This is a genomic window from Streptomyces sp. NPDC002926 (assembly GCF_053591755.1).
On the sequence record NZ_JBSFUK010000007.1, the window covers coordinates 185,190 to 199,743 of the forward strand.

General features: G+C 71.1%; 11 protein-coding genes. 8 read left to right on the forward strand and 3 right to left on the reverse strand.

What is annotated here, in order from left to right; all coding sequences use genetic code 11:
• The first annotated feature begins 3 nt into the window (after positions 1-3).
• From ACWDZ6_RS15680 to ACWDZ6_RS15705, 6 genes are all read left to right on the forward strand, one after another.
• Positions 4-1,965 carry an ATP-binding protein gene (locus ACWDZ6_RS15680; RefSeq protein ID WP_451503268.1) on the forward strand — a complete coding sequence of 654 codons (1,962 nt, stop codon included), beginning with the start codon at positions 4-6 and terminating at the stop codon, positions 1,963-1,965.
• The gene (locus ACWDZ6_RS15685; protein WP_451503269.1) at positions 1,962-3,119 is read left to right on the forward strand and encodes an acyl-CoA dehydrogenase family protein; all 1,158 of its coding nucleotides are present in this window, start codon (positions 1,962-1,964) and stop codon (positions 3,117-3,119) included. The genes ACWDZ6_RS15680 and ACWDZ6_RS15685 overlap by 4 nt, the downstream gene beginning before the upstream one ends.
• A 41-nt stretch (positions 3,120-3,160) precedes the next feature.
• The gene (locus ACWDZ6_RS15690; RefSeq protein ID WP_451503270.1) at positions 3,161-4,744 is read left to right on the forward strand and encodes a 4-coumarate--CoA ligase family protein; all 1,584 of its coding nucleotides are present in this window, start codon (positions 3,161-3,163) and stop codon (positions 4,742-4,744) included.
• Positions 4,741-5,475 carry an enoyl-CoA hydratase family protein gene (locus tag ACWDZ6_RS15695; protein ID WP_366730896.1) on the forward strand — a complete coding sequence of 245 codons (735 nt, stop codon included), beginning with the start codon at positions 4,741-4,743 and terminating at the stop codon, positions 5,473-5,475. The genes ACWDZ6_RS15690 and ACWDZ6_RS15695 overlap by 4 nt, the downstream gene beginning before the upstream one ends.
• On the forward strand, positions 5,463-6,041 hold the full coding sequence (locus ACWDZ6_RS15700) for a TetR/AcrR family transcriptional regulator (RefSeq protein ID WP_366730897.1): 579 nt from the start codon (positions 5,463-5,465) through the stop codon (positions 6,039-6,041). Before ACWDZ6_RS15695 ends, ACWDZ6_RS15700 begins: the two co-directional genes overlap by 13 nt.
• A 296-nt stretch (positions 6,042-6,337) precedes the next feature.
• On the forward strand, positions 6,338-7,345 hold the full coding sequence (locus tag ACWDZ6_RS15705) for an isopenicillin N synthase family dioxygenase (RefSeq protein WP_451503271.1): 1,008 nt from the start codon (positions 6,338-6,340) through the stop codon (positions 7,343-7,345).
• Positions 7,346-7,479: 134 nt separating this feature from the next.
• Here ACWDZ6_RS15705 and ACWDZ6_RS15710 read toward each other — a convergent pair whose 3' ends face one another.
• Positions 7,480-8,580 carry a citrate synthase 2 gene (locus ACWDZ6_RS15710; protein ID WP_366730899.1) on the reverse strand — a complete coding sequence of 367 codons (1,101 nt, stop codon included), beginning with the start codon at positions 8,578-8,580 and terminating at the stop codon, positions 7,480-7,482.
• A gap of 260 nt (positions 8,581-8,840) precedes the next feature.
• On the opposite strand from ACWDZ6_RS15710, the gene pdxH reads away from it, so the two are divergent.
• Positions 8,841-9,566, forward strand: a complete 726-nt coding sequence (gene pdxH / locus ACWDZ6_RS15715; RefSeq protein ID WP_389181422.1) for a pyridoxamine 5'-phosphate oxidase — start codon at positions 8,841-8,843, stop codon at positions 9,564-9,566.
• Between the two features lie 474 nt (positions 9,567-10,040).
• Here the strand turns inward: pdxH and iscB are convergent, their stop codons facing one another.
• Positions 10,041-11,411 (reverse strand): RNA-guided endonuclease IscB, encoded by a 1,371-nt coding sequence (iscB, locus tag ACWDZ6_RS15720; protein WP_451503272.1) that lies wholly within the window; start codon positions 11,409-11,411, stop codon positions 10,041-10,043.
• 630 nt (positions 11,412-12,041) lie between these two features.
• Here iscB and ACWDZ6_RS15725 point away from each other — a divergent pair.
• Entirely contained in the window at positions 12,042-13,430 is a 1,389-nt protein-coding gene (locus ACWDZ6_RS15725) for a PAS domain-containing protein (protein ID WP_451503273.1), read from the forward strand.
• 137 nt (positions 13,431-13,567) lie between these two features.
• On the opposite strand, the gene ACWDZ6_RS15730 is transcribed toward ACWDZ6_RS15725, so the two are convergent.
• Positions 13,568-14,323 (reverse strand): SIS domain-containing protein, encoded by a 756-nt coding sequence (locus ACWDZ6_RS15730; RefSeq protein WP_366730901.1) that lies wholly within the window; start codon positions 14,321-14,323, stop codon positions 13,568-13,570.
• Positions 14,324-14,554: the final 231 nt, after the last annotated feature.

A 14,554-nucleotide genomic window follows, 5' to 3' on the forward strand; every position in this document is an offset into this window, starting at 1 on the left:
GTGATGATCTCTTCTGTTCTTGTCGCCAACCGGGGCGAGATCGCCTGCCGGGTGTTCCGTACGTGCCGTGAGCTGGGCATCGCGACGGTCGCGGTGTACTCCGACGCGGACGCGTCGGCGCTGCACGTCCGGGAGGCGGACGCGGCGGTACGGCTGCCGGGCACGGCGCCCGCGGACACATATCTGCGCGGCGACCTGATCGTGAAGGCGGCGCTGGCGGCCGGCGCGGACGCGGTGCACCCGGGGTACGGCTTCCTGTCCGAGAACGCGGAGTTCGCGCGGGCGGTGGCGGACGCGGGGCTGGTGTGGATCGGCCCGCCGCCTTCCGCCATCGAGGCGATGGCGTCCAAGACACGGGCGAAGGAGCTGATGGGCGGCGCGCCGCTGGACCCGGCCGCGGTGACGGAGTCGGATCTGCCGCTGCTGGTGAAGGCCGCGGCGGGCGGTGGCGGGCGAGGTATGCGTATCGTCCGCGAACTGTCGTCGCTGGCGGGGGAGCTGGAGGCGGCCTCGTCGGAGGCGGCGTCCGCGTTCGGTGACGGCGAGGTGTTCCTGGAGCCGTACATCGAAGGCGGCCGCCATGTGGAAGTACAGGTCCTGGCGGACGCGTACGGCACGGTGTGGGCCCTCGGCACGCGCGACTGCTCGCTCCAGCGCCGCCACCAGAAGGTCATCGAGGAGTCCCCGGCGCCGGGTCTGCCGGACGCGCTGGTCGCGTCGCTGCACGAATCGGCGGTCGCCGCGGCGAAGGCGGTGGGCTACCGGGGCGCGGGAACGGTGGAGTTCCTGGTCTCGCCCCGGGGCCGGTCCCACTTCCTGGAGATGAACACCCGACTCCAGGTGGAACACCCGGTCACGGAGGCGGTGTTCGGCGTGGACCTGGTGGCGCTCCAGCTGCGCGTGGCGGAAGGCACGGCGCTGCCGGAGACCGGGCCACCGGCGCACGGCCATGCGGTGGAGGCGCGGCTGTACGCGGAGGACCCGTCGAAGGGGTGGACACCGCAGACGGGGGTGCTGCACGAGCTGGCGGTCCCCGGAGCCGCTCCCGGCCCGCGGGCCGGCACCGGCCTGCGCGTCGACACCGGCCTGCGCGTCGACACCGGATACACCGCCGGCGACTCCATCGGCGTGCACTACGACCCCATGATCGCCAAGGTCATCGCCTGGGCGCCGACCCGCCACGAGGCCGTGCGGAAGCTCGCCCACGCCCTGCGGCGGTCACGCCTGCACGGGCCCGTGACCAACCGGGGGCTGCTCGTACGGTCCCTGGAGCACCCCGAGTTCACCGGCGCCCAGCTGGACACCGGGTTCTACGAGCGCAACCTCGACGCGCTCACCGCGCCCGCCGAGGGAGAGCGCTACGCGGCCGTCGCCGCCGCTCTCGCGGATGCCGCGAGCCGTCCCGGCGCCACGGTCGGCGCGCGGCTCGGCGCATGGCGGAACCTTCCCTCCCAGGCCCAGCTCAAGGTCTACGGCGACCACGAGGTCCGCTACCGCCCCACCCGCGGCGGGTTCGAACTCGTCGACGATCCCGGCGTCCGCGTCGTCACCGCCGACGCCCGCCGCGTACGGCTCGAGATCGACGGAGTCGTACGGCACTTCGACGTCACCGATCACGGCGACGGACACGTCCACGTCGACACTCCCACCGGCGCCCACTCCCTCGCCGTACAGCCCCGGTTCGCCGACCCCCAGGACAGGACCCGGCCCGGTTCGCTGCTCGCGCCCATGCCCGGCACCGTCGTCCGGATCGGCGACGGGCTCGCCGAAGGCAGCCGGGTGAGCGAGGGGCAGCCGCTCGTCTGGCTGGAGGCCATGAAGATGGAGCACCGCATCGTCTCGCCCGCCTCCGGCATTCTCACCGCGCTCCACGCCGTACCCGGCCGTCAGGTCGAGGTCGGTGCCCTGCTCGCCGTCGTCAACGAAGCAACGGACGTAGCCACCCAGGAGGACACCGCGTCATGAACACAGAGAGCCAGGAGCACACCGCACTGCGTGCCGCCGTCGCCGCACTCGGGCAGCGGCACGGCCGGGGATACGTACGCGAAGAGCTGTGGGCCGAGGCCGCCAAGCTCGGCTATCTCGGCGTGAACCTCCCCGAGGAGTACGGCGGCGGAGGCGGCGGGATGCAGGAACTGTCCATCGTTCTGGAGGAGTTGGGCGCCGCCGGCTGTCCGCTCCTCATGATGGTCGTCTCGCCCGCCATCTGCGGCACCGTCATCGCCCGCTTCGGCACCGACGAACAGAAGCGCACCTGGCTCCCCGGCCTCTCCGACGGCAGCCTCACCATGGCGTTCGGCATCACCGAGCCCGACGCCGGGTCGAACTCCCACCGGATCACCACCACCGCCCGCAGGACCGACGACGGCTGGATACTGAACGGGCGCAAGGTCTTCATCTCCGGCGTCGACATCGCCGACGCGACCCTCATCGTGGGCCGTACCGAGGACGCGCGCACGGGCAATCTCAAGCCCTGTCTCTTCATCGTCCCCCGCGACGCCCACGGCTTCCGGCGCTCGCAGATCGACATGGAACTCCAGGCCCAGGAGAAGCAGTTCGAGCTCGTACTGGACGAGGTCCACCTCCCCGACGACGCCCTCGTGGGTGGGGGTCCCTCCCACGCCGAAGGCCGTGGGGGAGAGAACGCCGGACTCCTCCAGCTCTTCGCCGGGCTCAACCCCGAGCGCATCATGACCGCCGCCTTCGGCATCGGGATGGGCCGGTACGCGCTCACCAAAGCCATCGACTACGCGAAGACCCGGCAGGTCTGGAAGCAGCCCATCGGCGGCCACCAGGCCATCGCCCACCCCCTCGCCCAGGCCCACATCGAGCTCGAACTCGCCCGCCTGATGATGCAGAAGGCCGCCGCCCTCTACGACGCCGGCGACGACATCGGCGCCGGCGAGGCGGCCAACATGGCCAAGTACGCCGCCGGCGAGGCCTGCGTCAAGGCCGTCGACCAGGCCGTGCACACCCTCGGCGGGAACGGCCTCACCCGCGAGTACGGCCTCGCATCCCTGATCACCGCCGCCCGCGTCGCCCGGATCGCCCCGGTCAGCCGCGAAATGATCCTCAACTACGTATCCCACCAGTCCCTGGGTCTCCCCAAGTCGTACTGAGACGGGAGATTCTGGCCGTCCACACAGCCGAGGGGGCCGCAATGGTGTTCCACAGCGAGTACGCAGATGTTCCCGCCGTCACCGAGCCGATCCACGACGCCGTACTCGGCCGGGCCGCCGCCGAGTACGGCGACACGATCGCCCTGGTCGACGGCGTGAACGGCACCACACTCACGTACGCCCAGCTCGACACCTTCCATCGCCGCATCGCCGCCTCACTCGCCGCCGCCGGCCTGCGCAAGGGCGACGTCCTCGCCCTGCACAGCCCCAACACCGTCGCGTACCCCGCCGTCTTCTACGGGGCCACGCGCGCCGGTGCCACCGTCACCACGGTCCACCCGCTCGCCACGGCGGAGGAGTTCGCCAAACAGCTCCGCGACTCCTCCGCCCGCTGGATAGTCACCATCTCACCGCTCCTCGAGATCGCCCGCCGGGCGGCCGAACTCGTCGCCGGCATCGAGGAGATCTTCGTCTGCGACCGCGCAGACGGGCATGTGAGCATCCTCGACATGCTCGGCTCGACCGCACCCGAGCCGGACATCACCATCGACCCCTCCGAGGACATCGCGGTCCTGCCGTACTCCTCAGGCACCACCGGCGTCCCCAAGGGCGTCATGCTCACCCACCGCTCCATCGCCACCAACCTCGCGCAGCTCTACCCGATGGTCCCGATGGGCCCCGGTGACCGCATCCTCGCGGTGCTGCCCTTCTTCCACATCTACGGCCTCACCGCTCTGATGAACGCCCCGCTCCGCCACGGCGCCACCGTCGTCGTACTGCCCCGCTTCGAGCTCGACACCTTCCTCGCGGCGATCGAGAAGCACCGCATCAACGGCCTGTACGTAGCCCCGCCGATCGTCCTCGCCCTCGCCAAGCACCCGGCCGTCGCGCAGTACGACCTGTCGTCGCTCGAGTACATCGTCAGCGCCGCAGCCCCGCTCGACGCCCGTCTCGCCCAGGCCTGCTCGGAGCGGCTCGGACTGCCGGCGGTGCGGCAGGCGTACGGCATGACCGAGCTCTCGCCCGGCACACATGCCGTACCGCTGTCCGCCGCCGCCCCGCCGCCCGGGGCCGTAGGACAGCTCGTGCCCAACACCGAGATGCGCATCCTCTCCCTCGACGACCCCGGCAAGGACGTCGGCGTCGGCGAGGAGGGCGAGATCGCGATCCGCGGGCCGCAGGTGATGAAGGGCTACCTCGGCCGCCCCGACGCCACCGCGGACATGATCGATGCCGACGGCTGGGTCCACACCGGCGATGTCGGACGCGTGGACGCCGACGGCTGGCTCTTCGTCGTCGACCGGGTCAAGGAACTCATCAAGTACAAGGGCTTCCAGGTCGCACCCGCCGAGCTGGAGGCGCTGCTGCTCACCCACGAAGGCATAGCGGACGCCGCGGTGATAGGGGTGTACGACGCGGACGGGAACGAGATCCCGAAGGCGTACGTCGTACGGCAGCGTGCCGCGGAGGACCTGACCGAGGACGATGTCCTCGGCTACGTTGCCGAGCGCGTGGCGCCGTACAAGAAGGTCCGCCGCGTCGAGTTCATCGGCGGCGTCCCGCGCGCCGCCTCGGGAAAGATCCTCAGGCGTGAACTGAGGGACCGGGAGAGGGAAAACACGTGACGCTGGTCGCCACCGCCCACGAGCGAGGCATCACCACCCTGACGCTGGATTCGCCGGCGAACCGCAACGCCCTGTCGGCGCGGCTCGTCGGCGAGCTGGCGCAGGCACTGACCGACTGCGGCAAGGACGAGACCGTACGGGCCGTCGTCCTCACCCACACCGGTTCCACATTCAGCGCGGGCGCCGATCTGAAAGCCCCGCCCAACCCGTACACCTTCGTCGGTCTGCTGCGGCAGATCGTCACGCTGCCGAAGCCCGTGGTGGCCCGTGTCACCGGCCATGTACGGGCCGGCGGACTCGGTCTGCTCGGCGCCTGTGACATCGCCGCCGGCGCGAGCGCCGCGGACTTCGCCTTCACCGAGGTACGCATAGGGGTCGCGCCCGCCGTGATCTCGCTGCCGCTGCTGCCGCGCCTGGACGCGCGCGCGGCCGAGCGCTACTACCTCACCGGCGAACGTTTCGGCGCGGCGGAGGCGGCGCGCATCGGACTGCTCACACTCGCCGCCGACGATGTGGACGCCGCGCTCGGCCCCGTCGTCGACGGGCTGCGCAGAGCCTGTCCGCAGGGCCTCACCGCATCGAAACAGCTGCTCGCGGCCAGGGTGCTGGAGACCTTCGACCGGGATGCCGAAGACCTGGTCCAGCGCTCGGCCTCGCTCTTCGCGTCGGCGGAGGCACGCGAGGGCATGACGGCCTTCCTCGAACGACGGGACCCCGCATGGGTGTTGTGACACCTCCCAAGCAGGACCGCAGCCGCGCCACCCGGCAGCGGCTGCTCGAGGCCGCGGTGTCCTGCCTCGCCGAGCGCGGCTGGGCGGGCTCGACCGTCTCGGTGGTCGCCGAGCGGGCCGGGGTGTCGCGGGGCGCCGCCCAGCACCACTTCCCGACCAGGGAGGACCTGTTCACGGCGGCGGTGGAGTACGTCGCGGAGGAGCGCTCGCAGGCGCTGCGGGAGCTGCCGACGCAGGACCGGACGGCGGTCGTCGCGGCCCTCGTCGACCTCTACACGGGGCCGCTGTTCCGGGCCGCCCTGCAGCTGTGGGTCGCCGCGTCCAACGAGGAGCAACTGCGCTCGCGCGTCACGGAGCTGGAAGCGCGCGTCGGCCGGGAGACCCACCGGATCGCGGTCCAGCTGCTGGATGCGGACGAGTCACGGCCCGGGGTACGCGAAACAGTCCAGGGCCTGCTCGACATGGCCCGCGGTCTGGGCCTCGCCAACCTCCTGACGGATGACGCCGCGCGCCGTCGGAGGGTGGTGGCCCAGTGGGCGGTGCTGCTGGACGGGGCCCTGGGCTGATCCGTTCCTCCCTCACGGAGGCGGCCTGCCGCGGCAGGGCCCCGCCCTGTGACAGGGGCCACTACCGTCCCGACGGGTCCGCAGTATCCTGGGCCCATGCTTCTGCTTGTACGCCGCCGCCACGTGGACTACGTCCGCGTCACGAGCATGGGCTGTCGGCGCTCCGCCTGACCCAGCCCCCTCTCCACCTCACCCGGTCCCCCCGGCCCCGCCACACCCAGGCGGCCCGTCGGCGGTACGTGTACCCGGCCATCGCCGGGAGCGGCGGCCGGGCCACACCTCAGCGGACGTACCCCATGTCGTACTTGCAGCTTCCTGTCATCGACCTCTCCGCAGCCGACCGAGGCCCCCAGTCCCGCGCGCTGCTCCACGCACAGCTCCACAGCGCCGCCCATGACGTCGGCTTCTTCCAGCTCACCGGCCACGGCGTCGGCGAAGCCGAGACCGCCGCCCTCACCGGCGCGATGCGGGCCTTCTTCGCGCTCCCCGAGGCGGACCGGCTCGCCGTGTCCCACCTCAACTCGCCCCACTTCCGCGGCTACACCCGCACCGGCGACGAACGCACCGGCGGGAGCCGCGACTGGCGCGACCAGCTCGACATCGGCGCCGAACGCCCCGCGCACATCCCCGGACCCGGCGAGCCCGGCTACTGGTGGCTGGAAGGCCCCAACCAGTGGCCCGCCGCCCTCCCGGCCCTGCGCACCGCCGCACTCGGCTGGATCGACCGGCTCAGCGGCGTCGCGCACAAGCTGCTGCACGAACTGCTCGCCGCCATCGGCGCGCCCCCGGACTTCTACGACGAGATCTTCGCCGACCGGCCCCATCTGCACCTCAAGCTGGTCCGCTACCCGGGCAGCGCGGGCGACGGCAGCGAGCAGGGCGTCGGCGCCCACAAGGACTACGGCTTCCTCACCCTGCTCCACCAGGACGAGATAGGCGGCCTCCAGGTGCAGCGCGGCGACGGGCTCTTCCACGAGGTGCCGCCGATTCCCGGCGCCTTCGTCGTCAACCTCGGCGAGCTTCTCGAAGTCGCCACCAACGGCTATCTGCTGGCTACCAACCACCGTGTGGTCAGCCCGGCAGGGGCCACCGAGCGGTACTCCGTGCCCTTCTTCTACAACCCGCGACTGGACGCCCGGATCGCCCCGGTGCCCTTCCCCCACGCGGCGGACGCGCCCGGTGTCACCGCGGACCCGGCCAACCCGCTCTTCGCCGAGTACGGCCGCAACGAGCTCAAGGGCTGGCTGCGGGCCCACCCTCAGGTGGCGGCCCGCCACCACCAGGACCTGCTCGTCCCGGCCTGACCACGGCATGCGAACGGCGCCGGGCCCGCGAACAGGGGCACGGCGCCGTACCGCGGCTGTCCCGGGACGTCGGTCCGCGAGGTCGGTCGGCGACGTCGGTCCGCGAGGTCGGTCCGCGAGCTCAGTGGGCGAGGTCAGTCGGCGATGCTGTCGTAGCCGACGACCTCGCGCGGGTTCCGCGTCCCCGGCCCGATGTACCGCGCGGACGGACGCACCAGCCGGCCCGTGCGCTTCTGCTCCAGGATGTGCGCCGACCAGCCCGCCGTACGGGCACAGGTGAACATCGACGTGAACATATGCGCCGGGACCTCCGCGAAGTCCAGCATGATCGCCGCCCAGAACTCCACGTTCGTCGCCAGGACGCGGTCCGGACGGCGGTTGTGCAGCTCCTCCAGCGCGGCCCTCTCCAGCGCCTCCGCCACCTCGAAGCGCGGCGCGTCCAGCTCCTTGGCCGTACGGCGCAGCACGCGAGCCCGGGGGTCCTCGGCCCGGTAGACCCGGTGCCCGAAGCCCATCAGCCGCTCGCCCCTGTCCAGGGTCCGCTTCACATACGCGGTCGCGTCACCCGTGCGCTCGATCTCCTCGATCATGCCCAGCACACGGGACGGCGCACCACCGTGCAGCGGCCCCGACATCGCGCCGACCGCACCCGACAGCGCGGCAGCCACATCCGCGCCGGTGGACGCGATGACCCGGGCGGTGAACGTGGAGGCGTTCATGCCGTGCTCGGCGGCCGACGTCCAGTACGCGTCGACGGCCTTGACATGCCGCGGGTCCGGCTCCCCGCGCCAGCGGATCATGAAGCGCTCGACAACGGACTGCGCCTTGTCGATCTCCTTCTGCGGGACCATCGGCAGGCCCTGGCCGCGCGCAGACTGGGCGACGTACGACAGCGCCATCACCGCGGCCCGTGCCAGGTCGTCGCGTGCCTGCGCCTCATTGATGTCGAGAAGTGGCTTCAGACCCCACACCGGGGCGAGCATCGCCAGCGCCGACTGCACATCGACACGGATGTCGCCGGAGTGCACCGGGATGGGGAAGGGCTCGGCCGCCGGCAGGCCGGGGTTGAAGGCGCCGTCGACAAGCAGGCCCCACACGTTCCCGAAGGAGACGTGGCCCACCAGATCCTCGATGTCCACGCCCCGGTAGCGGAGCGAGCCGCCCTCCTTGTCGGGTTCGGCGATCTCCGTTTCGAACGCGACGACTCCCTCGAGTCCAGGTACGAAGTCGGACATCAGGCGGCTCCTCAAGATACGTACGACAGATGTGGGTCCGTCACCCCGGTGATGCCCCGTGCGGCAGGTGGTCACCCAACCGTCGGGAAGGCAGGACGATATCCCCTGCTGTATGGAGGCCACAGTGGCCCGACCCAAGATTTTGGCGGGTCCGGCTGATGCGGGGAAGCGTGACATCCGGCACACTGCCCCATTTTGGCCGGGGAGGGTTAGGGGCACTCCGTGCCGGGCAAACTCGCCCACTGCGGCAGGATGGCCCCGTGACCGACTACGCCGCACCGGACTCGGATCCCGCCGCTCCGAACTCGGATCCCGCTGACCCGGAGCCGGATTCCCCCTCTCATGACCCCGCCGTCATGCGGGAGCAGTACCGCTCCACCGCGCTCCTGGAGGGGGACCTGGCGCCCACACCCATGGACCAGTTCGCCCGCTGGTTCCGGGACGCCACGTCCGGCGGTCTGCGCGAGCCGAACGCCATGATCGTCTCCACGGCCACACCCGACGGCCGCCCGTCGTCGCGCACCGTGCTGCTGAAGCAGTTCGACGGGCGCGGCTTCGTCTTCTACACCAACTACGCCTCCCGCAAGGGCGGCGAACTGGCCGCCAATCCGCACATCTCGCTGCTCTTCCCCTGGCACGGTCTGGCCCGCCAGGTCATCGTCACCGGCACGGCGTCCCGCATCGGCCGCGACGAGACGGTCGCCTACTTCCGCACCCGCCCGCACGGCTCCCAGCTCGGCGCCTGGGCCAGCGCCCAGTCCTCGGTGATCGCCTCGCGGGAGGAACTGCTGCGCACGTACGAGGAGCTGGCGGCCCGCTACCCGGAGGGCGAGCAGGTCCCGGCGCCGCCGGAGTGGGGCGGCTACCGGATCGAGCCGGAGACGGTGGAGTTCTGGCAGGGCCACGAGAACCGGCTGCACGACCGGCTGCGGTATGTCCGCCGTACCCCGTCGGGGGCGTGGCGGGTGGAACGACTGGCACCCTGAGGCGATCGCGAGGCTGCGGCCCTGCCCGAGCGCGGGTGGCCATGCCACCGCCGCCGGGATACCGGTCGCCGGGAACTGCACATGGCGGACCGCGCGCTCCCGGTCCAGCACCAGCACCGCCCGCTTCAGCCGCAGGCCCTGCCCGGCCCGGAACGTCCGGCAGCGCTGATCCTGCGGGCGGGGGGGAGGCGCGGGCGCAGCGGACGGGGAAGCTGAGCCTGCAGTGAGGCGACGGCTGCGCCCCGCCTCCTGGGGGCTGCCCGGGAACGCAGAAACCCGCGGGCTCGGGTTCCTCCGGGGAGGAGCCGGCCGGACGTACCGGCGAGCCCACGGGTCGGTGACTGCTTGGGATTTCGGCCGGCGATGTGCCGGCACCGCACAGAATGCGACGACGGGCCGCTAGCCCGCAGTCACCTCACGCGTCCGGAATGCATACATCTGCCGAACCACCTCCCTTCTTGTGTGCACGACACATTAGGAACCTCCAGGCAGCGGATCAACCCCTTTTTTGGTGACCTCTTGCTTGCCGGAGTACGCGTAACCGTCGGCCCGCTGGAGGAGCCGCAGATTCACGTAGGAGACGTTGAAGCGGCCGGCCGGTGTCGTAAGGCTGTGACGGCCCACGGCCCGTACGGAGATCCGACCTGTCCACGTGCCTGTCCACTTACCGGTCGGCACGGTCGCACGGACGAGGTCTCCGGTGGCGAAGCCGTAGTGGCGTTTGCGGCGCGGACGCCGGAGCCGGGGGAAGCCAAATCGGTCGGGGGTGGTGCGGGCGTATACGCCGCGCCCCGTCGCCTTGACGACGCAGACCTGGCGGGGGACGCGGACAATGGCATCCCCGCTCTCATGGCCGAGGGGGCCTACGGAGAGTGCGTCGAGGGTGTGGGTCTTCTCCAGCCCCATGGCGGTGCGGTTCCACTTCGTACGGCCTCCTGACCATGCGTGTACGGGTCTCCCGAGGGTCTTGAGAGCATCGGAGAGCTGCCAGCGGGTCGCGTTCATGGCCGCGGCATCCGGTAGTGGTGCTTTGGCCTGATGGAGGATCGCCGTGAGGCGTTTCGGCCGGTGGGCCAGGAACTCCTCGATGGGAGTGGACCCCTTGACCTGGTTGCATCTGACGCACGCGAGGGTCAGGTTCGAGATGCGGCTGGATCCGCCGCGGCTGCGGGGTCTTATGTGGTCGATGTTCAGCGGTACGCCGGTGGCCCCGCAGTAGGCGCATGTGCGCCCCCATTTAGCGATCAGATACTCGCGAACCTCGATCCCCGCCAGGGTGCCGTTCTGGTACTCGACTGCGGTGAGGCTTCTGCCTTCGCTCATAGCGTGGGTGTCGAAGGCGACCAGTTCGACATGGATCTCGGTGACCGGCGCGTACTGGCAGATGCGGTGGCCGACCGACAGCGTGGTGTCGACTCGATGCCGCAGCGACGGGGGCAGCCAGCCTTGCGAGTGGGTCCGGTTGTTGGATCTGCGGGCCCGGTAGCGGCGGTTGGCCGAACGGCGTCTGTGGCGGTATCCCGCCCGTTGCCCCATGGCCTTGTGGATCTGATGGCCCCGGTGCTGGATCTCGATAGAGGTAAGCCCGCGCCGTACGGCCACGGTTGTGCCGTCCCGACCGGTTTCCTTCTTCGTGTCTGTGATGGCGATGCCGGTGCCTTTGGAGCCCGGATCGATGCGTAGCTGTACGCCGTCCACCTGGGAATCGGAGTGGATGCGGTCCTTGAGGCGGATGGTGAACGGCGCCTGCCGCGCCACCACGGCGCGACCCCTGGTGAGGAGTTCGCGTGCGCGGGCGGGGTGGCACGGCATGAGCGGCTGTCCGTCCTTTGCCAGGACGAACACCCTGCCCGCACCTGTGCCGCCCCGGTAGACCGTGTCCTGTGTGGGGACGTCACCGTCCCCGGCCTCTGCCTGTGCGGCGTGACGCCGACGGGGCCGGGTGCTGCACCCGCCGGTCTCCCCTCGCCCATGTTCCCTGCCGGTGCCCCGCGCGGTGGCGGGGTGTCCGTGAGCCGTTTCGTCCCTGCTCCCAGGGGTGTCTGCTCCCACGGATTCCAGAGCGGGCTGCTGAGGAAGCACAGCCCGGTGGTTCTGCTCACCGAGAGGAAACGTAGCCATCGAAGGCACCCCCTTTGATCTGCCGATCGTGATGACTGGGGCTGGCCACTCGGTCTGCCTCCGTGAAAGGGCCGACCCTGGCGAACCTGTCAGGGAGCGAGTGGCCTCCTTTCACCGTGTGCAGCGGACGTTAGCCAAGGCGCCCTCCGCAGACGGCACGAAGCTGTCCGATTCCGCTCGTATGTGTGTTCACGCCCAAAAACCCGAACAAGTGGAAGTAGTAGATGTAGATCCGTCCCACCGATTTCCTGCAGGCAACGATTTCCGGGAACAGAGTGTGCGCTGCGTCACGTTCCAGTTGAATGATCCGAGGTGCAAAAAGCATGTGTGGATGCGTCCTGCAGGGGGTCCAGGATGAGTGCTTCCAGGAGTGAGACCACCAACGCGCTCGGGCCTGACGAGCCGGAGCGGGACGACGTGGGTCCGCCGGAGCCCGGCCCGGTGCCGGGGGCGGAACTGCTTGCGGCGCTGCTCGACGGGATGGACGCCGCGCTCTGCGCCTTCGACGCGGACGGCACGGTCACCCACTGGAACCGCGAGGCGGAGCGGATTCTCGGCTGGTCGCCCGAGGAGGCGGTGGGGCGGCGCGGGTTTGCCGGGTGGGCGGTGCGGACCGCCGATGCCGAAGAGGTCCAGGGGCGGCTGATGGCCGCGATGGATGTGCCGGGGCGCACCGTCCATGAATTCGCGCTGCTGCGCAAGGACGGCGGGCGTGTTCTCGTACGGACCCAGTCGGCGCGGGTGCTCGGCGCGGACGGCAAGCCGGCCGGGGTGTACTGCGCGTTCAGCGAGGTGCACGCGCAGATCGATCTGGAGCGGGCGATCGCGTTGAGCGAGGCGCTGTTCGAGGACGAGTCCTGGGGGCTCGTACTGGTCGATGTGGATCTGCGGCCGACCGTTGTCAACGGCTATGCGGCGCGGGTGCTGGGCGCCGGGCGCACCTCATCGCTCGGGCGGCCGCTCGGGGAGCTGGTCGTCCAGGGTCTGGAGGAGCTGGAGGGCGCGCTCCACCATGTGCTGGCTGAGGGGGCGCCGCGGGGGCTCGCGGAGTTGTGGGTGACGCTGAGTACGGCCGAGGGGGAGCGGCGGCGGTGCTGGCGCAGTGGGTTCCTGCGGCTGGCCTCACCGCTCGCGGAGGAGCCTGTGCCGCTCGGGGTGGGATGGCTGTTCCACGATGTGACCGAGGCGAAGCTGGCCGAGCAGGAGGCGGACCGGCAGCGGTTCCGGTCGAGCCAGCTGCACCGGGCGGGGCGGGCCGCGGCGGAGTGCGAGGACTCGATGGAGGCGGCGACCGCGTATCTGGACTTCGCGCTCGCGGGCTTCGCCGACCATGCGCTGATCGATCTGCTGGAGGGGGAGGGGGATCGGCTGGTGCGTGTCGCGGCAACGCCTTCGGGTGCGCCGGGCCCGTGTGTGGCGGTGGCGGGTGCGGGCATTCCGGTGCGCTACTCGCAGGGCCATCCGGCGCTCCAGGCGGCGGACCGCATCGGCTCGGTCCGGGCGAGCGCGCCCGCGGTGGCGGGCGACTGGGCGGCGGAGCGCCAGTGGCCGCGGGACGCGGTCCACGCGCTGTGCACGGTGCTGCGGAGCCGGGGCCGGACGCTGGGAGTGGTGACGTTTCTGCGGGGGGCGAGCCGCCCGGCGTTCGAGCGCCAGGACGCGGTGTACGCGGAGAGCGTGGCGGTCCTGGCGGCGTCGGCGCTGGATCTGGCGCGGCTGACGGGCGGGCAGGGGGACGGCTGACGAACGGGACGCGCGGGCGCGCCGAGCGCGGCGGCCGGCTGGACATGTTGCCGCCGCCGCGTGGCGGTGAGCCGTCGCCGTGCGGCGGTCCCGCGGCGGCGTGAAACGGCCGTGCCCGGGGTGCGGGCAGCTACGTCCTAGTGGCGGAAGAAGATCCGGTCCCCGTACTCCGTCATCACGCGACCGTTCCACTCGTGCCCGCCGTCCACGTTCCCCGAGCGCAGCAGCGGCGGCTCGATGCCCCGCTCGACCAGCTGTTCGGCCGCCGCCGCCATCATCGCCTGCATCAGCGCGCTGGTGACGACAGTCGACGCGGGCGCGAAGGGAGCCTCGATGCCTTCGTGGGTGAGCTCCGCGTCGCCGACCGCGATCTTGGAGTCGAGGACGATGTCGCAGTGGTCCTTGAGGAAGGTGCCGGAGACGTGCCGGGATGTGGTGCCCTCCGCGTACGCCACCGACGTCACGCCGATGACCTTGAGCCCGAGCGCGCGGGCGTTCATGGCCATCTCGACGGGCAGTGCGTTGCGCCCCGAGAGCGAGATGATCACGAGTACGTCGCCGGCCCTGGCGGGACTGGAGTCGAGCACGGCGCCCGCGAGCCCGTTCACACGCTCGAGGGCCGAGCCGAGTGTGGCCGGCATGACGTCGACACCGACGACGCCGGGCACGGCGAGGAGGTTCATCAGGGCGAAGCCGCCGGCCCGGTAGACGACGTCCTGCGCGGCGAGCGAGGAGTGCCCGGCGCCGAAGGCGAAGAGGCGGCCGCCCGCGGCGACGGCGTCCGCGATCGCGGCCCCGGAGTCGGCGATGTTCGCCGTCTCCTCGTCCCGGACACGCTGCAGCAGACCGATCGCGGCGTCGAAGAACTGACCGGCCAGCTTGCTCTCGCTCATCGCCGAGCCCTTTCGGGGAGGTGGGGAACCGCGGCTGCACGCGGCTGCGCCGCGGCGGGAATACCCGTGCCGCGGATCACGTTGCGGTCTGGACCATTGCCCTGTCAATACAGCCTTCCGTACCAGCTGTCGTACGGGCTCGGGGAGAGGCTTCCCGACGGCTTACCCCCGGCACGGCACGGTTGTCAGTGGGATGCGTCAGAATTGAGTCAGGGCCAGCGCACGACTGTT